24 protein-coding genes, 2 tRNA genes and 1 pseudogene are annotated in these 24,207 nt (G+C 69.4%); 14 read left to right on the plus strand and 13 right to left on the minus strand.

Translation table 11 applies throughout. The features are described from left to right. Positions 1-212: 212 nt before the first annotated feature. From moaE to AAFN46_RS18605, 4 genes are all read right to left on the minus strand, one after another. On the minus strand, positions 213-668 hold the full coding sequence (gene moaE / locus AAFN46_RS18590) for a molybdopterin synthase catalytic subunit MoaE (protein ID WP_347810184.1): 456 nt from the start codon (positions 666-668) through the stop codon (positions 213-215). Between the two features lies 1 nt (position 669). Next, complete coding sequence (locus tag AAFN46_RS18595; RefSeq protein WP_347810185.1) at positions 670-915, minus strand: MoaD/ThiS family protein; 246 nt, start codon at positions 913-915, stop codon at positions 670-672. Further along, complete coding sequence (gene moaC, locus AAFN46_RS18600; RefSeq protein ID WP_347810186.1) at positions 912-1,388, minus strand: cyclic pyranopterin monophosphate synthase MoaC; 477 nt, start codon at positions 1,386-1,388, stop codon at positions 912-914. Before moaC ends, AAFN46_RS18595 begins: the two co-directional genes overlap by 4 nt. Before the next feature lie 108 nt (positions 1,389-1,496). After that, positions 1,497-2,888, minus strand: a complete 1,392-nt coding sequence (locus AAFN46_RS18605; protein WP_347810187.1) for a PhoH family protein — start codon at positions 2,886-2,888, stop codon at positions 1,497-1,499. 413 nt (positions 2,889-3,301) lie between these two features. On the opposite strand from AAFN46_RS18605, the gene yaaA reads away from it, so the two are divergent. The 4 genes from yaaA to AAFN46_RS18625 all read left to right on the plus strand — a co-directional run bounded on the left by yaaA (position 3,302) and on the right by AAFN46_RS18625 (position 6,574). Further along, the gene (gene yaaA, locus AAFN46_RS18610) at positions 3,302-4,081 is read left to right on the plus strand and encodes a peroxide stress protein YaaA (protein WP_347810188.1); all 780 of its coding nucleotides are present in this window, start codon (positions 3,302-3,304) and stop codon (positions 4,079-4,081) included. Positions 4,082-4,160: 79 nt separating this feature from the next. Then, positions 4,161-4,994 (plus strand): SDR family oxidoreductase, encoded by an 834-nt coding sequence (locus tag AAFN46_RS18615; RefSeq protein ID WP_347810189.1) that lies wholly within the window; start codon positions 4,161-4,163, stop codon positions 4,992-4,994. Positions 4,995-4,998: 4 nt separating this feature from the next. Next, positions 4,999-5,370, plus strand: coding sequence for a hypothetical protein (locus tag AAFN46_RS18620; RefSeq protein WP_347810190.1), 372 nt, complete (start codon positions 4,999-5,001; stop codon positions 5,368-5,370). A 43-nt stretch (positions 5,371-5,413) separates the two neighbouring features. Then, positions 5,414-6,574 (plus strand): AAA family ATPase, encoded by a 1,161-nt coding sequence (locus AAFN46_RS18625; RefSeq protein WP_347810191.1) that lies wholly within the window; start codon positions 5,414-5,416, stop codon positions 6,572-6,574. Here the strand turns inward: AAFN46_RS18625 and AAFN46_RS18630 are convergent. Beyond that, positions 6,571-7,470: a DMT family transporter gene (locus AAFN46_RS18630; protein ID WP_347810192.1), complete on the minus strand. Its 900-nt coding sequence runs from the start codon at positions 7,468-7,470 to the stop codon at positions 6,571-6,573. The genes AAFN46_RS18625 and AAFN46_RS18630 overlap by 4 nt on opposite strands. Before the next feature lie 140 nt (positions 7,471-7,610). On the opposite strand from AAFN46_RS18630, the gene AAFN46_RS18635 reads away from it, so the two are divergent. From AAFN46_RS18635 to AAFN46_RS18645, 3 genes are all read left to right on the plus strand, one after another. After that, entirely contained in the window at positions 7,611-8,507 is an 897-nt protein-coding gene (locus AAFN46_RS18635) for an AraC family transcriptional regulator (RefSeq protein ID WP_347810193.1), read from the plus strand. 202 nt (positions 8,508-8,709) lie between these two features. Further along, positions 8,710-8,973, plus strand: a complete 264-nt coding sequence (locus AAFN46_RS18640; RefSeq protein ID WP_347810194.1) for a YebG family protein — start codon at positions 8,710-8,712, stop codon at positions 8,971-8,973. A 71-nt stretch (positions 8,974-9,044) separates the two neighbouring features. After that, on the plus strand, positions 9,045-9,938 hold the full coding sequence (locus AAFN46_RS18645) for a sterol desaturase family protein (protein WP_347810195.1): 894 nt from the start codon (positions 9,045-9,047) through the stop codon (positions 9,936-9,938). Here AAFN46_RS18645 and AAFN46_RS18650 read toward each other — a convergent pair. From AAFN46_RS18650 to AAFN46_RS18675, 6 genes and pseudogenes are all read right to left on the minus strand, one after another. Continuing rightward, positions 9,921-10,598 (minus strand): AraC family transcriptional regulator, encoded by a 678-nt coding sequence (locus AAFN46_RS18650; protein WP_347810196.1) that lies wholly within the window; start codon positions 10,596-10,598, stop codon positions 9,921-9,923. The genes AAFN46_RS18645 and AAFN46_RS18650 overlap by 18 nt on opposite strands. A gap of 61 nt (positions 10,599-10,659) precedes the next feature. Continuing rightward, a complete protein-coding gene (locus AAFN46_RS18655; RefSeq protein ID WP_347810197.1) occupies positions 10,660-11,769 on the minus strand; it encodes a dihydrolipoamide acetyltransferase family protein in 1,110 nt (369 codons plus the stop codon). A gap of 129 nt (positions 11,770-11,898) precedes the next feature. Further along, entirely contained in the window at positions 11,899-12,888 is a 990-nt protein-coding gene (locus AAFN46_RS18660) for an alpha-ketoacid dehydrogenase subunit beta (protein WP_347810198.1), read from the minus strand. Positions 12,889-13,048: 160 nt separating this feature from the next. After that, a pseudogene (gene pdhA, locus AAFN46_RS18665) lies at positions 13,049-14,116 on the minus strand (pyruvate dehydrogenase (acetyl-transferring) E1 component subunit alpha); the annotation flags it as partial. Between the two features lie 75 nt (positions 14,117-14,191). Next, entirely contained in the window at positions 14,192-15,214 is a 1,023-nt protein-coding gene (locus AAFN46_RS18670; RefSeq protein ID WP_347810199.1) for a Glu/Leu/Phe/Val dehydrogenase dimerization domain-containing protein, read from the minus strand. 121 nt (positions 15,215-15,335) lie between these two features. Then, positions 15,336-16,325, minus strand: a complete 990-nt coding sequence (locus AAFN46_RS18675; protein WP_347810200.1) for an NAD-dependent epimerase/dehydratase family protein — start codon at positions 16,323-16,325, stop codon at positions 15,336-15,338. A gap of 204 nt (positions 16,326-16,529) precedes the next feature. Between AAFN46_RS18675 and AAFN46_RS18680 the strand changes: the two genes are divergently transcribed. Next, the gene (locus AAFN46_RS18680) at positions 16,530-18,488 is read left to right on the plus strand and encodes a methyl-accepting chemotaxis protein (RefSeq protein WP_347810201.1); all 1,959 of its coding nucleotides are present in this window, start codon (positions 16,530-16,532) and stop codon (positions 18,486-18,488) included. Between the two features lie 242 nt (positions 18,489-18,730). Here the strand turns inward: AAFN46_RS18680 and AAFN46_RS18685 are convergent, their stop codons facing one another. Continuing rightward, positions 18,731-19,621, minus strand: coding sequence for a LysR family transcriptional regulator ArgP (locus AAFN46_RS18685; protein ID WP_347810211.1), 891 nt, complete (start codon positions 19,619-19,621; stop codon positions 18,731-18,733). Positions 19,622-19,713: 92 nt separating this feature from the next. Between AAFN46_RS18685 and AAFN46_RS18690 the strand changes: the two genes are divergently transcribed. From AAFN46_RS18690 to sodB, 4 genes are all read left to right on the plus strand, one after another. After that, a complete protein-coding gene (locus tag AAFN46_RS18690; RefSeq protein ID WP_347810202.1) occupies positions 19,714-20,115 on the plus strand; it encodes an ACT domain-containing protein in 402 nt (133 codons plus the stop codon). Between the two features lies 1 nt (position 20,116). After that, positions 20,117-20,725, plus strand: a complete 609-nt coding sequence (locus tag AAFN46_RS18695) for a LysE/ArgO family amino acid transporter (protein WP_347810203.1) — start codon at positions 20,117-20,119, stop codon at positions 20,723-20,725. Positions 20,726-20,782: 57 nt separating this feature from the next. Beyond that, positions 20,783-21,625 (plus strand): EamA family transporter, encoded by an 843-nt coding sequence (locus AAFN46_RS18700; protein ID WP_347810204.1) that lies wholly within the window; start codon positions 20,783-20,785, stop codon positions 21,623-21,625. Positions 21,626-21,816: 191 nt separating this feature from the next. After that, on the plus strand, positions 21,817-22,398 hold the full coding sequence (sodB, locus tag AAFN46_RS18705; RefSeq protein WP_021701119.1) for a superoxide dismutase [Fe]: 582 nt from the start codon (positions 21,817-21,819) through the stop codon (positions 22,396-22,398). Between the two features lie 242 nt (positions 22,399-22,640). On the opposite strand, the gene dinB is transcribed toward sodB, so the two are convergent. Next, on the minus strand, positions 22,641-23,684 hold the full coding sequence (gene dinB / locus AAFN46_RS18710; protein ID WP_347810205.1) for a DNA polymerase IV: 1,044 nt from the start codon (positions 23,682-23,684) through the stop codon (positions 22,641-22,643). 137 nt (positions 23,685-23,821) lie between these two features. Between dinB and AAFN46_RS18715 the strand changes: the two genes are divergently transcribed. Both AAFN46_RS18715 and AAFN46_RS18720 read left to right on the plus strand, forming a co-directional pair. Further along, positions 23,822-23,898: transfer RNA gene (locus AAFN46_RS18715), tRNA-Met, on the plus strand. Positions 23,899-24,013: 115 nt separating this feature from the next. Further along, positions 24,014-24,090: transfer RNA gene (locus tag AAFN46_RS18720), tRNA-Met, on the plus strand. Positions 24,091-24,207 lie beyond the last annotated feature (117 nt).

Consider the following 24,207-nt stretch of genomic DNA (forward strand, 5'->3'; position numbering starts at 1 on the left):
ACGGCGGGCAGGTTGGCGAGCAAGGGCTGGGCAGAAGAAAGCGCCGGCGGCCTGGGCCGCAGCGGAGACTGGAAGCGATAGGGCGGGTGCTGACACATGATGCGCGGCCGCTGACTTGTACTCGTGAGTCCACAATGGACTTTTACGTACAAATCGTCAACAGCCTGTCACGACCGCCAGTCACACCAGTGGCGGTCGCAGGAATCCCTCTGTCAGCTCTTGGACCAGCGCTCGGCGGCGTTCTGGTCGCTGGCGCGGCCTTCGACCCAGCGCGCGCCGTCCGCGGTGTCTTCCTTCTTCCAGAAGGGCGCGCGGGTCTTCAGGTAGTCCATGACGAAGTTGCAGGCATCGAACGCCGCCTGGCGGTGGGCGCTGGCGGTGCCGACGAAGACGATGGGCTCGCCCGGCTCCAGGCGGCCGACCCGATGCAGGATCTCCACCCGCAGCAGCGGCCAGCGCTCGGCGGCCTCGGCGGCGATCTGCTCCAGGGCCTTCTCGGTCATGCCCGGATAGTGTTCGAGGAACATGCCGCGCACGTCCTGGCCGTCGTTGAAATCACGCACGTAGCCGACGAAGCCGGCCACCGCGCCTATGCCCAGGTTGGCGGCATGCAGGGCGTCCAGCTCGGCGCCGGGGGAGAAAGCCTCGGCCTGTACCCGCACGCCCATGTCAGCCTCCGGTGACCGTGGGGAAGAACGCCACTTCGTCGCCGTCGACCAGCTCGGTCTCCAGGCCGCAGAGCTCCTGGTTGCGCGCGCACATCAGGTTCTGCTCGGCCAGCACCTGCCACACGCCGCCCCTGTTCAACAGATGCCGGCGCAGGTCGTCCAAACTGGTCATGGCGGCGCGTTGCAGCTGCTCGCCGTCGACGCCCAGCACCTCGCGGTAGCGGGCAAAATACTGGACGCGGATCATTCGCCCTCCTCGCGGCGGTATTCGCCGCTCTTGCCGCCGGCTTTGTGCAGCAGGCGCACGGTTTCGATGCTCATGCCGCGATCCACCGCCTTGCACATGTCGTAAATGGTCAGCGCGGCGACGCTGGCGGCGGTCAGCGCCTCCATCTCCACGCCGGTCTGCCCGGCCAGCTTGCAGCGCGCGACGATGCGCACGCAGTCGGCGCCCTCGGCGGCCAGCTCGACCTTGACCCCGGTCAGCAGCAGCGGATGGCACAGGGGGATCAGTTCGTGGGTCTTCTTCGCCGCCTGGATGCCGGCGATGCGCGCCACGGCGAACACGTCGCCCTTGGGATGCTCGCCGTCGACGATCATTTGCAAGGTGGCGGGCAGCATGCGCACGCGCGCCTCGGCGCTGGCCTCGCGCGAAGTCACCGCCTTGTCGGTGACGTCGACCATGTTGGCGCGGCCCTGGGAATCGAGATGGGTCAGCACTGCGAAATCTCCTCCTCGGCGCCGCGAACCGGGCGCCTATCGAGGGGATTGTATACAACTTATCCGGTGCCGGGTCAGCGGGCGGCCACGGCCGCCCGCCGAGCGGTGCTACATGTGCGCCTCGGCATACTCGGCCAACAGCGAGCGCGGCACCCCCTGCAGGGTGATGTGCACGCCGTGCTCGAAGTCCTTGAAGCGCTCGGTGAGGTAGGTCAGGCCCGAACTGGTGGCGGACAGGTAGGGAGTGTCGATCTGCGCCAGGTTGCCCAGGCAGACCACCTTGGAGCCGTTGCCGGCGCGGGTGATGATGGTCTTCATCTGGTGCGGGGTGAGGTTCTGGCACTCGTCGATCAGGATCAGGCTCTGCTGGAAGCTGCGCCCGCGGATGTAGTTGAGCGACTTAAACTGCAGCGGCACCTTCTGCAGTATGTAGTCGACGCTGCCGTGGGTGCTCTCGTCGTCCATGTGCAGCGCTTCCAGGTTGTCGGTGATGGCGCCCAGCCAGGGCTCCATCTTCTCCGCCTCGGTGCCGGGCAGGAAGCCGATGTCCTCGTCCAGGCCCTGCACGCTGCGGGTGGCGATGATGCGCCGGTAGCGCTTGCTGACCATGGTCTGCTCGATGGCAGCGGCCAGCGCCAGGATGGTCTTGCCCGAGCCGGCGGCACCGGACAGGTTGACCAGGTGGATGTCCGGATCGAGCAGGGCATAGAGCGCCAGCGCCTGGTACAGGTCGCGCGGGCGCAGGCCCCAGGCCTCCTGGTGCAGCAACGGTTCCTGGTGCAGGTCGAGGATGGTCAGGCTGCGCCCCTCGATGCCCTTGACCCAGCCGACGAAACCCTGCTCGTCGACGATGAACTCGTTGACATGCACGGCCGGCAGGTTGTCGGTGAGCTGTACCTGGTGCCAGGTGCGACCGTGGCCCTGACGGGTCTCGACCTTGCTCACGCGGTCCCAGAAGGAGCCGCTGACGTTGTGGTAGCCGCGCGACAGCAGGGCCACGTCGTCGACCAGCTGGTCGGTGTGGTAGTCCTCGGCGGCGATGCCGCAGGCACGCGCCTTCAGGCGCATGTTGATGTCCTTGGTCACCAGCACCACCGGCGAGCCGCTGCGCCGGCTCTGCAGCTCCACCAGCTGGTTGATGATCTTGTTGTCGTTGAGGTGCTCGGGCAGCCAGGTGAGGGGCTCCGCGCGCTTGCTCATGAGGATCGACAGGGTGCCCTTGGGCTCGTTCTTGCCGCGGCGGATCGGCACGCCCTGCTCCACCTCGGCGGGGTCGGCCTCACCGAGCACCTGGTCGATCAGGCGGATGGCCTGGCGACATTCGGCGGCGACCGTGTGCTTGCCGGTCTTGAGCTTGTCCAGCTCCTCCAGCACGGTCATGGGGATGGCGACGTGGTGTTCCTGGAAATTGAGTAACGCGTTGGGATCGTGGATCAGGACATTGGTGTCGAGGACGTACAGGGTGGGCTGGGTGGAGCGGCTGCGTCCGTGATCATCCATACTCGGTCACCTTCTCGAAGGCCAGGCGACGGAGAACGCTCCGTCGCGGGAGGGCCGCCGACCCTCTCGGCCGGAGCCGATCGGGTGCCTGCAAGGTGAGGGCCAAGGGCCGCCACCTGTGATGCAGGGTTCGGCGGTCTTCTTCGTTAATACCCCAATCCGGATGACAGAAAAAAGAACTTTTTCATCGCGTAAAGGCTTTTTTGTCAGTGCGACGAATAACCCTTGGCGAGGTGAAAAAGCACCGTTACAGTCGGAATTCACCCCTGCGGCGAAAGCCCTCTTCCTCCGGCCCCAACGCCCGTTTTCAGCCCACCCGCCGCCCCATCGACGGGCGTACCTATGGTCGCCATAGGTAGAGCCATGGCAGTCATCCGTCCTAGAATCGCGCCACGCCTTCTGGAGACCATTCGATGCTGTTGGTGATTTCCCCCGCCAAGACCCTGGACTACGACACCCCGCCGGCCACCGTGCGCTTCACCCAGCCGCAGTACCTGGACCACGCCCAGGAACTGATCGGTCAGCTGCGCGAGATGAGCCCGCAACAGGTCGGCGAGCTGATGCACCTGTCGGACAAGCTGGCGGCGCTCAACGTGGCGCGCTACGGCAGCTGGCAGCCGGACTTCACCCCGAGCAACGCCAAGCAGGCACTGCTGGCGTTCAAGGGCGACGTGTACACCGGCCTGAATGCCGAGGACTTCGGCGAGGCCGACTTCGACTTCGCCCAGAGCCACCTGCGCATGCTCTCCGGCCTGTACGGCGTGCTGCGGCCGCTGGACCTGATGCAGCCCTATCGCCTGGAGATGGGCACCAAGCTGGCCAACGCTCGCGGCAAGGACCTCTACGCCTTCTGGGGCGAGCGCATCAGCGAGTGGCTGAACGAGGCGCTGGCCGCCCAGGGCGACGACATCCTGCTCAATCTGGCGTCCAACGAGTACTTCGGCGCGGTCAAGCGCAAGGCGCTCAAGGCGCGGGTCATCGACACCGAGTTCAAGGACCTGAAGAACGGCCAGTACAAGATCATCAGCTTCTACGCCAAGAAGGCCCGTGGCCTGATGGCCCGCTACGTGATCAAGGAGCGCATCCGCGATCCGGAGCGGCTCAAGGCCTTCGACTACCAGGGCTACCGCTACAGCCCCGAGCAGTCCAAGGCGGACAGCCTGGTGTTCCTGCGCGATCATCCGCAGGACTGATCTGGCCGGCCGGGCCAGTACGCCGGCGCCACGAGTGGTTATGATCGAGGCTCCCTTCAACGCTAGACGAGAAGTGCCCATGACCCAGCCCGTCGCCCTGATCAGCGGCTGCTCCAGCGGTATCGGCCGCGCCCTGGCCGATGCCTTCAAGGGCGCCGGCTATCGGGTGTTCGCCGCCGCGCGCAAGGGCGCGGACCTGGAGGCCCTGAGCGCCGCCGGCTTCACCGCCATCAAGCTGGACGTCAATGACGCCGCCGATATCGCCCGCGCCAGCGAACGCCTGAGTGCCGAGGCCGGCCGCCTCGATGTGCTGGTCAACAACGCCGGCTACGGCGCCATGGGGCCGCTGCTGGACGGCGGCGCCGAGGCCCTGCGCCGGCAATTCGAGACCAACGTGTTCAGCGTTATCGAGCTGACCCGCGCCTGCTTCCCGCTGCTGCGCGCCAGCCGCGGCCTGGTGGTGAACATCGGCAGCGTCTCGGGTCTGCTGGTCACTCCCTTCGCCGGCGCCTACTGCGCCTCCAAGGCGGCGGTGCATGCGCTGTCCGATGCCCTGCGCCTGGAGCTGGCGCCCTTTTCCATCGACGTCATGGAGGTGCAGCCGGGCGCCATCGCCTCCAGCTTCGGAGCCAATGCCAGCGCCCAGGCCGAGCAGCTGATTCGCGAGGACTCGCCCTGGTGGCCGCTGCGCGAAGGCATCCGTGCCCGCGCCAGGGCCTCGCAGGACCGCCCCACCCCGGCCGACAGCTTCGCCGCCGCGCTGCTGGCCCAGGTGCGCAAGACCAAGCGTCCGCGTCTGCTGCGCATCGGCAACGGCAGCCGTGCCCTGCCGCTGCTGGCGCGCTGGCTGCCGGCCGCCCTGCGCGAGCGGGTGCTGCTCAAGCGCTTCGGCCTCGACCTGCGTCTGGACTGAGGCCATGTCCCGGCGCCTGCGGCTGTACCACTACGCGCTGGGCGCGGTGGCCGCCGCCTTCCTGTTCAACCTGCTGCTGCGCGTGCCGCTTAAGGTCGGCGGACTGCCGGCCACCCTGGCGGCCGCCGTGCTGGTGGCCCTGGGCCTGCGCGGCGCCTTCGCGGCCATCGAGCGGCGCCCGCCCGAGCACGGCGAGCGCTGGGTCCTGCTGGGGCTCTACAGCCTGGCGCTCGGCCTGCTTTACCTGCTGATCTGGCTGCTGATGTGGCTGAAGGACGAGCCCGGGACCATGGGCCAGCTGCTGTTCGTCCTGCACTACCTGTGCTACCCCGCCGCCCTGGCGCTGGCCCTGCATCTGCCACGCGGGCGGCGCTGAGGCTGCGCTACCATAGCCGCCTCGCACCCAGGGACGACCGCTCATGCTGCACAGCCTCGCCGTCGGCAACTACCGCTCCATCAACAACCTGGTGATGCCGCTCGGCCGCCTGAACCTGATCACCGGCGCCAACGGCAGCGGCAAGTCCAATCTGTACAAGGCCCTGCGCCTGCTGGCGGAGACGGCCCACGGCGGCGTGGTCAACGCCCTGGCCCGCGAGGGCGGGCTGGAGTCGACCCTGTGGGCCGGGCCGGAAAAGATCAGCCGGCGCATGAAGAACGGCGAAGTGCCGATCCAGGGCGGCCCCCGCCAGGACGTGGTGCGCCTGCGCCTGGGCTTCGTCGGCGAGGACTTCGGCTACGCCATCTCGCTCGGCCTGCCCACGCCGTCGCGCTCGGCCTTCGCCCTCGACCCGGAGATCAAGCGCGAGTGCATCTGGGCCGGCCCCTGCTACCGCCCGGCCGCGTTGCTGCTGGATCGCGAGGGCCCCATGCTGCGCCGACGCGAAGGCCGCGCCTGGCAGGTGCTGGCCCAGCATCTGCCGAGCTACGACAGCCTGTTCGACCAGATCGGCAACGACCCCGGCTGTCCCGAGGTGTTCCAGCTGCGCGAGGGTATCCGCCGCTGGCGCTTCTACGATCACCTGCGCACCGACGCCGAGGCACCGGCACGCCAGCCCCAGCTGGGCACCCGTACCCCGGTGCTGCACCACGACGGCCGCGACCTGGCCGCCGCCCTGCAGACCATTCGCGAGATCGGCGATCGCCAGGCGCTGGAGCGGGCCATCGCCGACGCCTTCCCCGGCGCCGAGCTGGACATCGACTTCCAGCCCGGCGGCCGCTTCGCCGTGGCCCTGCGCCAGGAAGGCCTGCTGCGCCCGCTGTCGGCCGCCGAGTTGTCCGACGGCACCCTGCGCTACCTGCTGCTGGTCGCCGCCCTGCTCACCCCGCGGCCGCCGTCGCTGATGGTGCTCAACGAACCGGAGACCAGCCTGCACCCGGACCTGCTGCCGGCCCTGGCACGCCTGATAGTCGAGGCCTCGAAGCACACCCAGGTGTGGGTGGTGTCCCACGCCAGCCGGCTGATCGCCGCGCTGGAGCAGCACCCGCAGTGCAACTCCATCGTCCTCGACAAGCACCTGGGGCAGACCGCGATCCGGGGCCAGGGCATGCTCGACGAGCCGCCCTGGCACTGGCCGGACTAGGCGCGGCCCGGCTCGGCCAGCACCACTGCCCGGGGCTGGCGGAATACCAGCAGGTTGCCGAGCATCACCAGGCCCAGCCCCAGCAGCGCCGGGGTCGTCCACTGATAGCCCTCGACGAACACCGAGATGTTCAGCGCCACCACCGGGAACAGCACGGTGCAGTAGGCTGCCCGCTCCGGGCCCAGGCGCCCGACCAGGGTCAGGTAGGCGGTGAAGCCGATCACCGAGCCGGGAATCGCCAGGTACAGCAGCGAGCCGATGTAGCGCGCATTGGCCTCGAAGGTGAAGGGCACGCCCGCCAGCAGGCAGTAGCCCAGCAACAGCAGCGCGCCGTACAACATGCCCCAGGCGTTGGTGGTCAGCGGCCGTAGCCCGGCCTGCTGCTGCAGGCTGGAGAGCAGGTTGCCGGCGGAGAAGCACAGGGTGCCGAGCAGCGCCAGGCCGATGCCGATCAGGCTTTCCTGGCTGGCCTGGTGGCCGGCCAGCTGCGGCCAGAACAGCAGGCCCAGGCCGAGCAGCCCCAGGGCGCCGCCGGCCAGCACGTTGGCGGCGATCCGCCGGCCCAGAAAGAGCCGCGCGTTGAGCGCGTTCCACAGGGTGGCGGTGGAGAAGATCACCGCCACCAGGCCACTGGGTATCCACTGGCTGGCGCTGTAAAAGCAGATGAAGTTGAGGCAGAACAGGCACAGTCCCTGGGCCAGGCAGATCAGCTGGCCACGCCGGTCCAGCGACTGCAGGCGGCGACTGAGCAGCAGCACGGCGAACAGGACGATGGCGGCCAGGCTGAAGCGATAGGCGATCGACAGGGCAATGGCCACCTCGCCCAGTTGCAGCTTGAGGGCGATCCAGGTGGTGCCCCAGATCAACACGGTGAGCAGGTACAGCGACAGGTTCATGGCAGGCTCCTTGACCCGGCCAGTCTCCTCCCGCCCAAGCGCCCCACGCTTGCATAAACTTGCGCTTATCTGTCGCACGCCGCTGGCGCCGAGACTCCGCGGGAGTAGGATGGCAAGCGTCCCCATCCGGCACCCATCCCATGGCCGCACTCGAACAGAACCAGGTCTTCCAGTCGCTCAGCAGCTCGCCAAACGCGCGCCTGCTGCGCGGCGCCGAGCTGGGCGACGAACTGGCCGCGGCGCTGTGGAGCAACCATCACGACGCCCGTGACTATCAGGGGCCCGAGCATCACACGCTGTCCTGCTACCTGGCCGGCGGCACCGGCACCTTCCGCCGCGAGCGGCCGGGGGCCAAGGGCGCGCCGGACAAGCTGTGCGTATTGCCGGCCGGCCACGAGTCGTCCTGGGTGATCAATGGCGACATCCGCCTGGCGCACCTGTATGTCAGCCCGCAGCGCTTCGCCGCCAACGCCGTCGCCCTGCTCGACCGCGAGCCACGCGAGCCACGCGAGCTGCAGCTGCGCGAGAGCACCTTCCTCGAGGACCCGCGCCTAGCCGCACAGTTTCGCCAACTGGTGCGCCTGGACTGGGACGAACCGGGCGAACGCCTGCTGACCAGCAGCCTGGCCCAGGAGATGATCGACCATGTTCTGCTGAGCCAGGTCGGCCTGCGTCAGGGCCTGAGGCTCAAGGGCGGGCTGGCGCCGCACCTGCGCCGGCGCCTGGTCGACTACATCGAGCAGCATCTGGGCGAGCCGCTGAGCCTGGACGAGCTGGCCCGCCAGGCGGCGCTCTCCGAGTACCACTTCGCCCGCATGTTCCGCGAGAGCTTCGGCCTGCCGCCGCACCGCTACGTGCTGCAGCGCCGCCTGTTGCGCGCGCGTGAGCTGCTGCTGCGCGGTCGCCTGGCGTTGGGCGAGATCGCCCTGGCCTGCGGCTTTTCCAGCGCCAGCCACTTCAGCAACCGCTTCCGCGCGACCTTCGGCGCCGCGCCCGGCCTGCTGCGCGGCGTTGCCCGAAGCGCGCCCGGCCGATAGCGCCCCCGCCGCCACGGCGGCTGCGATTCGCCCGGAACCTGCGGCTCGCCTACCCGAGCCGGGCACTATCCATGCTGGACCACCGGCTCGGCAGCCGCTATGTAGGATGAGGCCCGCCGCGGTGGGACTTGCACGCAGCACGGCTAATCGAATACTGTATATACATACATATAACCATCTAGCTACGGGAATGAGGTGATGAATGGCCGTCGAAGTGGTGTATCGCAGCAGCCGGGATCCGGAGCGCCTGTTCATGGATAAGGCCGAAGCCGATCGTTACGACAAGATGCTGGAGCTGGCCGAGGCCCTGTCCGACGCCCTGCACAAGGCGGTGCCCTCGCTCAGCGAGGAACAGGTGGAGGAGCTGGGCATCTTCATGGCCAAGAACCGCGACACCTTCGCCAAGGCCTTCAAGAATCAGCCCGACGCCCTCGCCGAGCTGGACGCGGGCTCGGCCGACGCCTGACGCGCCGTTTGTTCAAGCCGCCCGCCGGGCGGCCGGCGATGCTGGCGCTTCCCCACCCTTCGGAGAGCGCCATGCTTCGCATCCTCTATGCCCCGCTGTTCTGCTTCGGCCTGATCGGCCTGGCCACCTGGCTGGTCGGTTACCGCCAGCTGTCACCGCTCTGGCTGCTGGCCCTGCTGCCGGTCGCCATCCTGCTGTCCCTGCTGGCCGAGCGCCTGGCCCCCTATCAGCCCAGCTGGAACAGGCCACATGGCGATGGCCCCAGCGACCTGCTGCACGCGCTGGTCAACGAGGCGCTGAACCTGGCCAGCCTCGCCGCCATCCCCCTGCTCGCCGGCCTGTTGCCCACGCCGGCGCTGTGGCCGTTGCACTGGCCGCTGTGGCTGCAACTGCTGCTGGCCATCGCCGCCGCCGACCTCGGCATCACCCTGATGCACTGGCTCAGCCACCGCAGCGCCCTGCTCTGGCGCCTGCACGCGGTGCACCACAGCGCGCCGCGCCTGTACGGCTTCAATGGCCTGATGAAGCACCCGCTGCACCAGTTGCTGGAGGCGAGCGCCGGCGTGCTGCCGCTGGTCCTGCTCGGCCTGCCGCAGGACATAGCGGCCCTGCTGGCCTTCGCCATCGCCGTGCAATTGCTGCTGCAGCACGGCAATGTCGACATGCGCATCGGCGCGCTGCGTCACCTGTTCGCCTGGGCGCCGCTGCACCGTTTCCACCACCTGCGCTACGGGCGCGCCGGCGACGTCAACTTCGCCCTGTTCTTCAGCTTCTGGGATCGCCTGCTGGGCACCGCTTTCTACCGCGCGGACTACCGTCTGGGCGACCAGGATGTCGGCATAGGCGACCGCCCGAATTACCCGCGCGACTACCTGGCCCAGCTGCTCGAACCCTTCCGCGCGAGCGCGCCGAGCGCCGTCACTCCGCAGACGCCGGCGGCGCTGCGCTCAATCCAGCAGCCGTAGCCGCAGGTGGCGCAGGCTGCGGTCGGCGCGGATGCCGAACAGCTCGCGCACGGTACGCGAGAGGTGCGCCGAGTCGGCGAAGCCGGCGGCGTGCGCCGCCTCGGTCAGCGAGGCGCCGTCCAGCGCCAGGACCAGGGCCAGGCGCAACCGCCGCCAACGCACCAGGCGGCGCACCGACAGGCCGACCTGCTCGGCGAACAGCCGCTCCAACTGGCTGAGCGACAGGCTCACGCGCCGCGCCAGCTCGCGCGCGCTGATGCGCTCGACCAACTGCTCGTCCAGCGCGTCCAGCGCCTGGCGCACCCGCGCGTCCAGCGGCAGGCGTGGCAACTGGCGCAGGCGCTCGGCCAGGGCCTCCGGCTCGGCGGGCACGCTGGCGGCCAGCTGCTCCAGCTGTTCGAGGGAGAAGGCCAGCGGCTCGGCATAGAGCGCCAGCAGCGGCTGGCCGGCCAGCTCGAAAGCATGCGCCCGCTGCGAGGGCACCAGCAGGGCGCGGCCGCTTTGGGCACGGCCCTCGACCGACAGGCGCAACGGCTCGCCGGTCGCCAGCAGCAACTGGTGCGCATAGTGAGCATGGGGCCGGGCGCTGCCGCTGACACCGGCCAGCAGACAGTGGTCGCGGCCGAGCCAGAGGGCGCCCTGCCAGTGTTCTTCCTGCATGGTCGCCTCGTCCCTGGGGCGACCAGAAATAGCCGAAACCGAGGCCCGCCGCCAGCACGCGTCAGTCGGCGGCTTCCAGCGCCTGCACCAGCGCCTTGAGAAAGCGTGCCGCCTCGCCGCCGGTGGCGGCGCGGTGGTCGAAGGTCAGCGACAGCGGCAGGATCGGGTGTACCGCCGGCTTGCCCTGCCAGGCCACCACCTCGTCGCGGATGCCGCCGGCGCCGATGATCGCCACCTGCGGCGGCACCACCACCGGGTTGGCATAGCGGCCGAACAGGGTGCCGAAGTTGGACAGGGTGAGGGTCGCGCCCATCATCTCCTGCGGCGGAATGGAGCGCGCCTTCACGTCGGCGCGCAGGCGCGCCATGCCCTCCTTGAGGTCCTCGGCGCTGCGCCCGCCGACATCGCGCAGCACCGGCACGAACAGGCCGTCCGGGGTGTCCACGGCGATCCCCAGGTCGAGCCGCTGGTGCTGGCGGATGGACGGGCCGCGGCCGTCGAACCAGCTGTTGAGCACCGGCTCCACCGTGCAGGCGTGGGCGATGGCCTTGGCCAGGCGGATCAGCGGATCGCGCGCCTGGCCCCAGCGATGCAGGTCGGCATCGCCATAGATGGTCACCGGCACCACCTCGGCGTGCGACCTGGCCATATTGATCGCCATGCTGCGGCGCACTCCGCGCAGGCGCTCGCCGCCGAAGCGCTCGCGTTCGCCCTGGGCGGCCGCCTCCACATCGGCGGCGGTGATCAGGCCATCGGCGCCGCTGCCGACCAGACCTGCCAGGTCGACGCCCAGCTTGCGCGCCAGCTGGCGCACCGCAGGCGTCGCCCGCGGCGCCAGGTGCTCACGGGTCGACGGCGCGGCGCCGACGAAGAAGCTGTCCTCCTGCTCGCCCCCCTGGCCGCCCTCCAGCCGGCCGACCACGGTGCCGGCGTCTTCCTCGCCCTCGTAGGCCAGCAGCGGCTCGCCGACATGCAGGATGTCGCCCTCGCCGCCGAAGGTCTTGACCACCACGCCGTCGTAGGGCGCCGGGATATCCACGATGGCCTTGGCCGTCTCCACCGAGACCAGCAGCTGGTCGGTCTTGACCTGGTCGCCGGCCTTGACGTGCCACTCGACTATCTCGGCCTCCTGCAGGCCCTCGCCCAGGTCGGGCAGCTTGAAGTATTTCATCGTTCCTCCTGTTTACTCCCCTCTCCCCCTGGGAGAGGGGCGGCCAGCGTAGGGGTGGGGGGTTGCAGGCTGCTCCGGGTCGCCTGTGGCACCCTCACCCCAGCCCTCTCCCGGAGGGAGAGGGAGTCATCATGCGTAATTGAGGGTGGCGTCGCAGGCGGCGAGGATGTCCTCGACGCCGGGCATGTACAGCTGCTCCAGGCGGTACAGCGGCGGCGGAATATCCGGCGCGGTGACCCGCTGGATCGGCGCCTGCAAGTCGAGCAGCGCGCGTTCGTAGAGGCTGGCGGCGATCTCCGCACCGACCGCGCAGGACTTCGGCGCCTCGTGGACTATCACGCAGCGCCCGGTCTTGCGCACCGAGGCCTCCAGGGTGTCGAGGTCCAGCGGCTTGAGGCAGGCCACGTCGATCACCTCGGCGCTCACGCCCTGCCCGGCCAGGCGGTCCGCGGCCTGCAGCGTCTCATGCACGCTGGCGCCCCAGCTGACCAGGGTGATGTCGCCGCCCTCGCGCAGGGTGAAGCAGCTGTCCAGCGGCAGGCGCTTGCCGTCGTCGACCAGCGGTTGCGGATTCATCCGGTACAGCCGGGTCGGTTCGAGGAACACCACCGGGTCGGGATCGTCGATGGCCGCCAGCAGCAGGCCGTAGGCCCGCGCCGGCGACGAGGGGATGACCACGCGCAGCCCGGGGATATGGGCGAACAGCGCCTCGGTGGCCTCGCTGTGGTGCTCCGGCGCACGGATGCCGGCGCCCATCGGGCTGCGCAGCACCAGCGGGCAGGACAGCCGCCCGCGGGTGCGGTTGCGCATGCGCGCGGCGTGGGCCAGCAGCTGCTCGAGGGCGGCGAAGACGAAGCCGAGGAACTGGATCTCCATCACCGGTTTCAGGCCCTGGGCGGAAATGCCCACGGACAGGCCGGCGATCATGGTCTCGGCCAGCGGCGTGTCGATCACCCGCTTGAAACCGAAGGCCTCGCGCAGGCCGAGGGTGGCGCGGAACACCCCGCCGTTGACGCCGACGTCCTCGCCCAGCACCACCACATTGTCGTCCTCGCGCATGGCGCGGTGCAGGGCCAGGTTGACCGCCTCCAGCAGGGCATATTTCTTCGCTTCACTCATGGCCCTGCCCTCCTGTAGAAGCGGCCGTAGGCCTGGCCTGTCTCCCCTCTCCCGCATGCGGGAGGCGGCTTCCGCTCCCGGCGGAAGTCCCGCATTCGCCACGTCCCTGTGGCTCAGGGTGGCGCGAAGCGCCGGGAGAGGGGGAAGCGCTAGCCGCTTCCCGACGCGCCGCGCGCTCCAGCAGCATCTCGCGCTGCTCGGCCAGCACCTGCGGCCAGCGCGCGTAGACATGGTCGATGGCCGCCTCGGGCGGCTCCTGACCGGCGCTCTCGAAATTCTCCACGGCCTGCTGCACCCGGGCCTGGCACTCGCCGACCAGGGCCTGCTCGCGGGCCTCGTCCCACACCCCCTGGCCGGCCAGGAAGCGCTGCATGCGCTTGATCGGCTCCTCCTCCCAGGCCTGCTTCACTTCCTCGGCCGAGCGGTAGCGCGTGGCATCGTCGGCCGTGGTGTGGTCGCCCAGGCGGTAGCTCAGGCACTCCAACAGCGCCGGGCCCTTGCCCTGGCGGGCGCGCTCCAGGGCCAGCCTCACTCGTTCATACACCGCCAGCACATCGTTGCCGTCCACCTGCTCGCCGGCGAAGCCGGCGCCCACCGCCTTCTGCGCCAGGCTCGGCGCGCCGCTCTGGATGCGCCGCGGAGTGGAGATGGCCCACTGGTTGTTGTTGACCACGAACACCACCGGCAGCTGCCAGGCGCCGGCCACGTTGAGCGCCTCGAGGAAGTCGCCCTTGCTGGTGGCGCCGTCGCCGCAGGTGGTCACCGCGACCCGGTGCTCGCCGCGGATCTTGAACGCGGTGGCCACCCCGCAGGCATGCAGGGCCTGGGTGGCGATCGGCACGCACAGCGGGAAGTCCTGGGCCACCGCCGGGTCGCGGTAGTCGCTACCGCGCTCGTCGCCGCCCCAGTACAGCAGGATCTCCTCCATGCGCACGCCGCGCATCAGCTGCACGGCGGTGTCGCGGTAGTAGGGCACCAGCACGTCCTCGGCCTGCATCAGGCTGCCGATGGCCACGCCTATGGCCTCCTGGCCGAGGGTCGGCGCGTAGGTGCCGATGCGCCCGGTGCGCTGCAGGGCCACGGCCTTCTGGTCGAACAGGCGGGTCAGGTGCATCTGCCGGTACAGGCGCACGAGCAGGTCGAAGTCGTCGGCCCAGGCCGGCAGCGCGGCGCAGGGGCTGCCATCGAGCGCCAGGTAACGGGTGAAGGGAATGTCGAGCTTGCTCATCGCATGCCTCCTCGTGGGTGTGCAAGCGTGCCCGCCGCTTGTGGCGGCGGACGTGGCGGACGGGCCGGGTCGGGCTCAGCCGCCGTACAACAGGCGCTCGGCCAGGGCGTCGGCGACCCGCGCCGGCGAGCGCTTGTCGGCCTGGGCATGGGCGTAGATCTCGGTCAGGCGCCGGCCGATCTGCGCCATGTGGGCGGTGATGGCCGGCAACCCCTCGCCGCGATGCTGCAGCGCCACATAGATCAGGCCGCCGGAGTTGATCACGTAGTCCGGCGCGTAGAGGATGCCGCGCGCCTCCAGTTCGTCGGCGGCCTCGATGCTGGCCAGCTGGTTGTTGGCCGCGCCGGCCACCGCCGCGCAGTGCAGCTCACCCACCGTCTGCGCGTTGAGCACGCCGCCCAGGCCGCAGGGGGCGAGGATGTCGCAGGGGGTGGCGAGCAGCTCCTCGCTGCTCACCGCGTGGGCGCCGAGCTGTTCCACCGCCAGCTGCACGCGGCCGGGGTCGAGGTCGCTGACGAACAGCTCGACGCCGGCGGCGGCCAGCTGCTCGGCCAGGGCGAAGCCGACATGGCCGAGACCCTGCACGGCCACCCGCAGGCCGTCCAGATCGTCGCTGCCGAGGCGCGCCAGGGCGGTGGCGCGGATGCCGGCATAGACGCCCATGGCGGTGTGCGGCGAGGGATCGCCGGCGGCCGTGGTGCTGGTGACCCAGCGGGTGTGCTGGGCGATGCAGTCCATGTCGGCGCTGGAGGTGCCGCTGTCCACCGCGGTGATGTAGCGCCCGCCCAGCGACTCGACCATGCGCCCGAAGGCCTCGAACAGCGCACCGCGGTTGTCCAGGTGTGGCGGGCGGATGAGCACCGCCTTGCCGCCGCCCAGGGGCAGGCCGGCCAGGGCGGCCTTGTAGCTCATGCCCTGGGCCAGGCGCACGGCGTCGCGGATGGCGCTGGCGTCGTCCGGGTAGGCCAGATAGCGACAGCCGCCCAGGGCCGGGCCGAGCCGGGTGCTGTGGATGGCGATGATGGCCTTCAGGCCGCTGGCAGGATCATGGGCAAGATGCAGCGCTTCGAGCCTGGCGCTTTCCATCATGGCGAACATGGCGGACTTCCTCGCTGGCTTTACAGGCCAGTATAGGTCGGCCGCCGCGCACAGCTGGGTCGGCCGGTTATAAGTCGGCGCGGCTAGATAACCTGGCGACCGGGGCGCTCGCGGGCGGGCCTCAGCGCCCCTGCACCTTCCACCAGCTGCAGAACTCCTCCAGCGCCGTCCACACCGGCACCCGCGGCTCGTAGTCCAGGTACTGGCGGGCGCGCGAGATGTCGAGGGAGAAGTCGCGCGCCATCACCGCCACGCCGAGGCGCAGCAGCCCCGGCTCGGGGCGCCCCGGCAGCAGCTTGCACACCGTCTCGTTGAGGGTCGCCGCGGCGTAGGCCAGGGGGAACGGCATATGCTTCTCGACCCGCGGCAGGCCGAACTGGCGCAGCACGAAGTTGACCACGTCCCACAGCGGCAGCGGCTCGCCGTTGCTGATGTTGTACACCTTGCCCAGCGCCGGCCCGGCGGCCAGCAGGCTGCTGAACAGGGCGTCGTTGAGGTTGTGCACGCTGGTGAAGTCGACCCTGTTGAGGCCGTCGCCGATGACGAACAGGCGGCCCTTGCGCTGCATCTCGATCAGCCGCGGAAAGATGCTGGTATCGCCGGCACCGGTGACGAAGCGCGGACGCAGGGCGACCACCTCCAGGCCGAATTCCTGGGCCTCCATGACCTTCTGCTCAGCCAGGTACTTGGTGGCGCCGTAGTGGTCGACGAACCTCGATGGTACCTGCTCCTCGCGCAACCCGACATGCGACTTGCCGTCGAAGTACACCGAAGGCGAGGACAGGTGCACCAGGCGCCGCACCTTCTGCCCCAGGCAGGCCTCGATCACGTTCTGGGTGACCCCGACATTGGCCCGGTGGAAGTGCTGGTAGGTGCCCCAGGTGCCGACGGCGCCGGCGCAGTGCACCACGGTCTCCACGTCGCGGCACAGCTTGTGCGCCAGGTCGGCGTCGTTCAGGTCGCCCTGGACGAACTCCGCACCACGCTTGATCAGATGCTGCACCGCCTCCGGGCGGCGCCCGTTGACCCGCACCGTCAGGCCCTGCTCCAGGGCGAAGCGGGCGAAGCGCCCGCCGATGAAGCCGCTCGCCCCCGTTACCAGAATCTTCATCGCATCGCCCCTCGCCGTTCTTGTTCTGCCTGCGACTCTAGCAGCCGCTGGCACTCGCGCCGCTTGCCGATGCGGCCAATTACGCGTCCTTGCGGGCCTCGGCGGTCGATTTTCTTGACGCGCGTAAAGCAATTTGCACGCTTCTTGCAGAATTTTTTACGCACCCAGTCACCTGTCACCCTTCTACACGCGGAGCCCCAGGACATGACATTGCGCCTGAAGCTTGCCATCAGCTTTCTGCTGATAGGCCTAATTCCGGTCTTGGCGATGGCCATCACGGTCTACCGCCAGGCCAGCCAGGCCCTGCAGGAGCAGACGCTGAACGCCTTGGAGGCCGTTGCGAATATCAAACAGCAACAGTTGCAGGACAGCTGGCAGGCCCGCCACAACCAGCTCGCCACCCTGGCCAGCAACCTCGGCACCAGCTACGCCGGCCTGGATGGAGTGTCACTGGTCAGCACCGCCAACTACGACCGGCCGATCTTCGAGAACTTCGCCAAGACCTACGGCTACCGCGAGCTCAAGCTGATCGACCGCGAGGGCCGGGTGCTGTTCAGCCTGCTGCGCGGCGCCGACTACCAGCAGAACCTGAACGACGCCGCCTGGCGCGACACGCCGCTCGGCCAGGTGGTGCTCCAGGGGCTGAACAGCGGCCAGGCGCAGATCGGCGACCTGCAACCGAGCGAGCCGGGCGCCGAGCCCAGCCAGTTCCTCGCCGCCCCGGTGCTCGACGAGGGCGAGCTGCAGCTGCTGCTGGTGCTGGAACTGCCGCTGGCCGAACTGAACCGGGTGATGCAGGCCCGCCAGGGCCTGGGCGAGGCCGGCGAGACCTACCTGGTCGGCGCCGACGGCCTGCTGCGCTCGGACTCGGTGCGTTTCGCCGAGCATCGCGTGGCGCGCGCAGGCACCCGCGCCGAGCGCCTGCCCGGGGCGGCCATCGAGCGGGCGCTGGGCGGCGAGCAGGGCCGCCTGGCCGAGGCGGGCCTGGCCGGGCAGCCGGCGCTCAAGGCCTTCGTGCCCCTGCAGCTGGACGACAAGCGCTGGGCGCTGGTCGCCGAGATGGACCAGGCCCAGGCCTTCGCCCCGGTGCGCGCGTTGATGTGGCAGGTGCTGCTGCTGGTGACCCTGACCATAGTCGGCGTGGCGGTCGCCACCTGGCTGGTCAGCCGCAGCGTGATGCGCCCGCTCGGCGGCGAGCCGCGGCACATGGCCGAACTGGCCCGGCGCCTGGCCGCTGGCGAACTGCGCCTGAGCGGCGAGGACGACGCCCGCGACGGCCTGATGCAGGCCCTGCACGAGATGGCCCGGGCCTGGCGCGACGTGGTCCAGCGCCTGCGTCAGGCCAGCCAGGCGGTGGGCGATGCCAGCGGCGAGATCCTCGGCGCGGCCGGGCAGACCAGCAGCCGCCTGGACGAGCAGCAGGCGGCCCTGGAGCTGGTGGTCAGCGCCGTCGACCAGATGGCCGCCACCGTGCAGGAGATCGCCAGCAGCGCCAGCCAGAGCGCCGACGGCAGCGCCGCCGCGCGCGAGGCCTTCGCCACCGTGCAGGGCAGCCTGCAGCGCATGATCGGCCAGCAGGACCAGCTGCTGGCCGGCCTGCGCGACGCCGACAAGGTGGTGCAGACCCTGGCCGCCGATAGCCAGCAGATCGGCTCGGTGCTGGCGGTGATCCGCGCCATCGCCGAGCAGACCAACCTGCTGGCGCTCAACGCCGCCATCGAGGCGGCCCGCGCCGGCGAACAGGGCCGCGGCTTCGCCGTGGTCGCCGACGAGGTGCGCAACCTGGCGCAGAAGACCCGCCAGGCCACCGAGGAAATCGTCGGCATAGTCGAGGCCCTCGGCCAGTCCTCGGTCGAGGCGCAGACCCGCATGCAGGGCTCCAGCGAGCAGGCCCACGCCCTGGAGCTGGAGACCCAGGCCGTGCTCGGCAACCTGGGCCGGCTCGACGACTCGCTGCAGGGCGTGCACGCCCTGGCCTTCCAGATCGCCGCGGCGGCCGAGCAGCAGGCGGCCACCACCCAGGAGGTCAACCAGCACATGCACCGCGTCAACGACATGACCGGAGAGAACCGCCGCACCGCGGCCCATACCCGCGACTGCGGCGAACACCTGCGCAAGGTGGCCAGCAGCCAGGAACAACTGGTGGCGCAGTTCCAGCTCTGAACGGTCGCACCAGACCGTAGGCTGGGTTAGCCGCGTAGCGGCGTAACCCGGCGAGCAGAGTCGCGGTCCGCCCCCGTGCTGGGTTACGGCCTGCGGCCTAACCCAGCCTACGATCTCCGTCCGGCGGGTTACGTCACCATGCGACTGACCCGCCCTACACCAGCCACTGCCCCACACCGCGTTGCAGCCCCGTAGGCTGGGTTAGCCGCGTAGCGGCGTAACCAGGCGAATCCGGCAGCACGCTAGACCAGCCAGGCTCTCACGCCCTTCTCCAGGTGGAGGGTGAGACTCCCCAGCAACTCCCCGCCGTTGCGCCAGTGGTGCCAGTACAGCGGCACATCCAGCGCCCGCCCAGGCAACAACTCGACCAGCTCGCCGCCGGCCAGCTGCTGACTCACCTGCAGCTCGGGCACCATGCCCCAGCCCAGCCCCGAACAGGTCAGGCGCACGAAACCCTCCGACGAGGGGCACAGGTGATAGGCGAAGCCGCCGACCACGCCGAGCTCGGCGAGGAAACGGTGCTGCAGGCGGTCGTCGGCACCGAACACTATCGAGGGTACCCGCGCCAGCACCTCGCCCGTCACCCCGTCGGCGAAGTGCCGGGAGAGGAACTGCGGGCTGGCCACCGCCCGGTAGCGCATCGAGCCCAGCGGCAGGGCGCGGGCGCCGGCCACCGGGCGCTCGGCGGCGCACACGCAGGCGGCCACCTCGCCGTCGCGCATGCGCTTGAGGCCGACGTCCTGGTCCTCCACCACCAGATCCAGCAGCAGTTTGTGCTCGGCGCAGAACTCGCCCACCAGCGGCGCCCACCAGGTGGCCAGGCTGTCGGCGTTGAGGGCGATACGCAGGCGCTCGGCCGGCTGGTCCTCGGCCAGGGCCGGTACCTGGCCCTGCAGGTCGCGCTCCAGCAGGCGCACCTGCTGCACATGGTTGAGCAGACGGCGGCCGATCTCGGTCGGCGTCGGCGGTGTGGCGCGCAGCAGCACCGGCTGGCCGACCCGCGCCTCGAGCAGCTTGATCCGTTGCGACACCGCCGACTGCGACAGGCCCAGCAGCTGCGCCGCGCGCTCGAAGCCGCCCTGCTCCACCACGGCGGCCAGGGCCGCCAGCAGTTTGTAATCGAACATAAGAATCCCTAATGAGAGATCAGCATGATTTGTTTTTCTTATACAGCGCCGACGCCCAGACTGGCCAGCATCCACTCACCGTCACAGAGGACAACGCCATGGCTGGAGAAACCGATCTGAACAGGCTGCTGGCCGGCCTCTCGCCGCGCCTGAATCCCGGTGAGTTCGTGTTCTGCTGCGTCGCCACGCCCAGCGCCGAGCAAGCCGCGGCGGCCCTCGGCAGCTTCCGCGAAGCCGAAGGCAGCACCCTGATCCTCGCCCGTGACGACGCCGAGCGCCTGGGCCTGGCCTACGACTACGTCGCCGCCTGGATCACCCTGGAGGTGCACTCGGCGCTGGCCGCGGTCGGCCTCACCGCCGCCTTCGCCACGGCCCTGACCCGCGAAGGCATCAGCTGCAACGTGATCGCCGGCTATCACCACGACCATCTGTTCGTCGCCAGCGGCGACGCGCAGAGAGCACTGGCCGCCCTGCGCCGGCTGGCCACGGAGGCACACTAAGATGTGGCAGAGCTACCTCAACGGCCTGCTGGTGGCGGCCGGCCTGATCATCGCCATCGGCGCGCAGAACGCCTTCGTCCTGGCGCAGAGCCTGCGCCGCGAGCACCATCTGCCCACCGCCGCGCTGTGCGTGCTGTGCGATGCGCTACTGGTGTCCGCCGGGGTGTTCGGCCTGGCCGCCGTGCTGGCGCAGAGCCCCACCCTGCTGGCCGTGGCGCGCTGGGGCGGTGCCGCCTTCCTGCTCTGGCTGGGCGTGCAGGCGCTGCGCCGGGCGTTCAACCCGCAGGCCCTGCAGCAGCAGGACAGCGGCCCACGCTCGCGCCGCGCCGTGCTGCTCGCCGCGCTGGCGGTGACCCTGCTCAACCCGCACGTGTACCTCGACACCGTGCTGCTGATCGGCTCGCTCGGCGCCCAGCAGCCGGTGCCCGGCGCCTATGCCCTGGGCGCGGCCAGCGCGTCGCTGATCTGGTTCTTCAGCCTGGCCCTGGGCGCCGCCTGGCTCGCTCCCTGGCTGGCGCGCCCGGCCACCTGGCGCCTGCTCGACCTGGGCGTGGCGGCGATGATGCTGGCGGTGGCGTGGCAGTTGGCGGTCAACGCACCGGGGGCATGACCCGGGCGGCGTCGCGGCGTTATGCTACGACGCTCGACTCTGGCTAGGGAGCGGCGCTTGGATACCAGCGTATTTGCCGTGGTGCTGGCCGCCGCGGCGCTGCATGCGGGCTGGAACGCCCTGCTCAAGATCGGCCTGGACCGTTACCTCAGCGCCTCGCTGATCCAGATCGGCGCCGCCTGCGTGGCCCTGCCGGCGCTGTTCTTCTTCGCCCCGCCGATCGCCGCCGCCTGGCCCTGCATCGCCGTCTCCGCCCTGCTGCATATCGGCTACAACATCTTCCTCGCCCGCGCCTACCAGCACGGCGACCTGTCCCAGGCCTACCCCATCGCCCGCGGCAGCTCGCCGCTAATGGTGGCCCTGCTCGCCCTGCTGGCCGGCGAAAACCTGTATGCCGGGCAGTGGCTGGCGCTGCTGGTGCTGGTCGGCGGCATCTGGCTGATGGCCTGGCGCGGCGGCCAAGCAGGAGCGGCACGCAACGCTGCGCTGCTGTTCAACGCCCTCGCCACCGCGGCCTGCATCGCCGGCTACACCCTGGCCGACGCCCTCGGCGCGCGCAGCAACGGCGACGCCATCGGCTACGCGCTGTGGCTGTTCCTGGTCAATGGCGTGGTGGCCGGTTGCATCCTCGCCCTAAGCCGCGGGCCGCGTGTGTTCCTCCGGCTCGGCCCGCACTGGCGCGGCGGCCTGGGCGGCGGCGCCATGTCGATGCTGGCCTACAGCCTGGTGATCTGGGCCACCACCCAGGCGCCGGTGGCCATGGTGTCGGCGCTGCGCGAGAGCAGCGTGCTGTTCGCCCTGCTGATCGGCTGGCTGTTTCTCAAGGAGTCGATGCCGGCGCTGCGCCTGCTCGCCTGCGCGCTGATCCTCGCCGGCGTGGTGCTGCTGAAGCTGGTCTGAGGCCCGCCGCGAAGCCCCTGGCACCGGCTTTTCCACACAGTTGCTGCGTGGATAAGGCCGGGGTCGGGTGCTATGATCCCGGCCTCGCGGCACATTAAAGAGTACAAACTCGTCGCCGCCCGATTCTTCGGCCGCCCGTGAACGGCCCCGCGCTAGTCGCACATATCCCGACCTGATGAAGGAGATAGACCATGGCTTTCGAATTGCCGCCGCTGCCGTACGAGAAGAACGCCCTCGAGCCGCACCTGTCCGCCGAGACCCTGGAATTCCACCACGGCAAACACCACAACGCCTACGTGGTGAACCTGAACAACCTGGTGCCGGGCACCGAGTTCGAAGGCAAGAGCCTGGAAGAGATCATCAAGACTTCCTCCGGTGGCGTGTTCAACAACGCCGCGCAGATCTGGAACCACACCTTCTACTGGAACTGCCTGTCGCCGAACGGCGGTGGCCAGCCGACCGGCGCCCTGGCCGATGCCATCAACGCCACCTTCGGTTCCTTCGACAAGTTCAAGGAAGAGTTCAGCAAGGTCTCCATCGGCACCTTCGGCTCCGGCTGGGGCTGGCTGGTGAAGAAGGCCGACGGCTCCCTGGCCCTGGCCAGCACCATCGGCGCCGGCTGCCCGCTGACCAGCGGCGACACCCCGCTGCTGACCTGCGACGTGTGGGAGCACGCCTACTACATCGACTACCGCAACCTGCGTCCGAAGTACGTCGAGGCGTTCTGGAACCTGGTCAACTGGGACTTCGTGGCGAAGAACTTCGCCGCCTGAGTCGCCCCAGCGTCCACGAAAAACCCGGCCTAGGCCGGGTTTCTTGCTTTCCGGGCTCGGTACCTTTGAGCCTGCGGCAGGGGGGGAGGTACAGGAGAAGCAGACGGGCGAGCCCGCAACCCCGCGTCCCGAGCCGACTTCGGAGCAGCCTGGCCAACGATCAACATATCCGTGAGCGGTTCTGAAGCAGGCAGCTCCGCCCCCGGATTGCACCCGGGCTACTCGGTAACTGTGCTCCAACCCTACCTCTCGAATAATTCCAGTTGCTCCTGCCGCCCGCGCAGATCCAGCAGGCGTACGCCCACGCCGAGCAGGCGCACCGGCTTGTTGCCACGGGCGAAGGCGCCGCTCAGCAGCTGTTCGTAGCTGTGCAGATCGCGCCGCGCGCCGGCCTGCTCCAGGGTGGTCTGACTGAAGTCGTGGAACTTGACCTTGACGAAGGGCTTGTCCGGTCGATAGCTGGCGTCCAGCCGCGCCATGCGCGTCTCCAGTTGGGCCAGCAGCGCCGGCAGCTCCTGCAGGCAGGCGGGCAGATCCGGCAGGTCGTGGTCGAAGGTGTTCTCCACGCTGACCGACTGGCGCCGGCTATCCACCCGCACCGGACGCTCGTCGATGCCGCGCGCTAGGTTCCACAGGCGCTCGCCGAAGCTGCCGAACTCGCGGGCCAGCGCCAGCTTGCTCCAGTCCCGCAGGTCCAGACAGCTATCGATGCCGAGCCGCCCCAGCTTGTCGGCGGTGACCTTGCCGACGCCGTGCAGCTTGCCCACCGGCAGCGCGGCGACGAATTCCTCGACGCGCTCCGGGGTGATCACGAACAGGCCATTGGGCTTGCGCCAGTCGCTGGCGATCTTGGCCAGGAACTTGTTCGGCGCCACCCCGGCGGACACCGTGATGTGCAGCTCCTGCGACACCCGCCGACGGATCTCCTGGGCGATGCGCGTGGCGCTGGGGCTGTCGGACACGTCCAGATAGGCCTCGTCCAGCGACAGCGGTTCGATGATCTCGGTGTAGTCGCGGAAGATCGCGTGGATCTCGCGCGAAGCGGCCTTGTAGGCGTCCATCCGCGGCCGGACCACCAGCAGGTCCGGACACAGCTTGAGCGCCTGCCCGGTGGGCATGGCCGAACGCACGCCCCAGGCGCGCGCCTCATAGTTGCAGGTGGCGATCACCCCGCGGCGGTCCGCCGCCCCGCCGACGGCCAGCGGTCGCCCGGCCAGACGCGGATCGTCGCGCATCTCGATGGCGGCGTAGAAGCAGTCGCAGTCGATATGGATGATCTTGCGCACGGAAAGTCCCGAAAGCCCCGCCGGGCCTGACCTGAGAGCCTGCAGTCTACACCCGCCAGACGCTAAGCATCTGACGATAAAACAGTTTTTTCTAAATTCCTGGTTGACAGGGTTGGTTTCGGCAGTAGAATGGCCGCCGCGGGATGGAGCAGTCTGGTAGCTCGTCGGGCTCATAACCCGAAGGTCGTCGGTTCAAATCCGGCTCCCGCAACCAGATTCGAAACAAGGCCACTCAAACGAGTGGCCTTTTTCGTTTGCCTGCGATTTATGTTTTCGATCAATTTCAATAAATCGATTGACAGAGTTCGATTCCCGAGTAGAATGGCCGCCGCGGGATGGAGCAGTCTGGTAGCTCGTCGGGCTCATAACCCGAAGGTCGTCGGTTCAAATCCGGCTCCCGCAACCAATTAAGGAACCCCGTAGCGCCCCGGCGCTACGGGGTTTTTGCGTTTAAGCCCCCTCGCCTCCTCCGCATCTCTCCTATGCTCATGGCTGCACCCTGCGCCGCCGAGCCGAGGTGCAA

The organism is Pseudomonas sp. CAU 1711, from assembly GCF_039888625.1.
Taxonomy (GTDB): Bacteria; Pseudomonadota; Gammaproteobacteria; order Pseudomonadales; family Pseudomonadaceae; genus Aquipseudomonas.

Bases quoted from the DNA above. Each gene is read 5' to 3' on its own strand.
- AAFN46_RS18620 (WP_347810190.1), top strand. From the start codon at position 4,999: ATGTCCCGGCGCCTGCGGCTGTACCACTACGCGCTGGGCGCGGTGGCC.
- AAFN46_RS18625 (WP_347810191.1), top strand. From the start codon at position 5,414: ATGCTGCACAGCCTCGCCGTCGGCAACTACCGCTCCATCAACAACCTG.
- AAFN46_RS18595 (WP_347810185.1), bottom strand. From the start codon at position 915: ATGATCCGCGTCCAGTATTTTGCCCGCTACCGCGAGGTGCTGGGCGTC.
- moaE (WP_347810184.1), bottom strand. From the start codon at position 668: ATGGGCGTGCGGGTACAGGCCGAGGCTTTCTCCCCCGGCGCCGAGCTG.
- AAFN46_RS18695 (WP_347810203.1), top strand. From the start codon at position 20,117: ATGTGGCAGAGCTACCTCAACGGCCTGCTGGTGGCGGCCGGCCTGATC.
- AAFN46_RS18670 (WP_347810199.1), bottom strand. From the start codon at position 15,214: ATGTTCGCCATGATGGAAAGCGCCAGGCTCGAAGCGCTGCATCTTGCC.
- AAFN46_RS18675 (WP_347810200.1), bottom strand. From the start codon at position 16,325: ATGAAGATTCTGGTAACGGGGGCGAGCGGCTTCATCGGCGGGCGCTTC.
- AAFN46_RS18615 (WP_347810189.1), top strand. From the start codon at position 4,161: ATGACCCAGCCCGTCGCCCTGATCAGCGGCTGCTCCAGCGGTATCGGC.
- AAFN46_RS18690 (WP_347810202.1), top strand. From the start codon at position 19,714: ATGGCTGGAGAAACCGATCTGAACAGGCTGCTGGCCGGCCTCTCGCCG.
- yaaA (WP_347810188.1), top strand. From the start codon at position 3,302: ATGCTGTTGGTGATTTCCCCCGCCAAGACCCTGGACTACGACACCCCG.
- AAFN46_RS18650 (WP_347810196.1), bottom strand. From the start codon at position 10,598: ATGCAGGAAGAACACTGGCAGGGCGCCCTCTGGCTCGGCCGCGACCAC.
- AAFN46_RS18630 (WP_347810192.1), bottom strand. From the start codon at position 7,470: ATGAACCTGTCGCTGTACCTGCTCACCGTGTTGATCTGGGGCACCACC.
- AAFN46_RS18635 (WP_347810193.1), top strand. From the start codon at position 7,611: ATGGCCGCACTCGAACAGAACCAGGTCTTCCAGTCGCTCAGCAGCTCG.
- AAFN46_RS18605 (WP_347810187.1), bottom strand. From the start codon at position 2,888: ATGGATGATCACGGACGCAGCCGCTCCACCCAGCCCACCCTGTACGTC.
- sodB (WP_021701119.1), top strand. From the start codon at position 21,817: ATGGCTTTCGAATTGCCGCCGCTGCCGTACGAGAAGAACGCCCTCGAG.
- AAFN46_RS18655 (WP_347810197.1), bottom strand. From the start codon at position 11,769: ATGAAATACTTCAAGCTGCCCGACCTGGGCGAGGGCCTGCAGGAGGCC.
- AAFN46_RS18640 (WP_347810194.1), top strand. From the start codon at position 8,710: ATGGCCGTCGAAGTGGTGTATCGCAGCAGCCGGGATCCGGAGCGCCTG.
- AAFN46_RS18645 (WP_347810195.1), top strand. From the start codon at position 9,045: ATGCTTCGCATCCTCTATGCCCCGCTGTTCTGCTTCGGCCTGATCGGC.
- AAFN46_RS18680 (WP_347810201.1), top strand. From the start codon at position 16,530: ATGACATTGCGCCTGAAGCTTGCCATCAGCTTTCTGCTGATAGGCCTA.
- AAFN46_RS18660 (WP_347810198.1), bottom strand. From the start codon at position 12,888: ATGAGTGAAGCGAAGAAATATGCCCTGCTGGAGGCGGTCAACCTGGCC.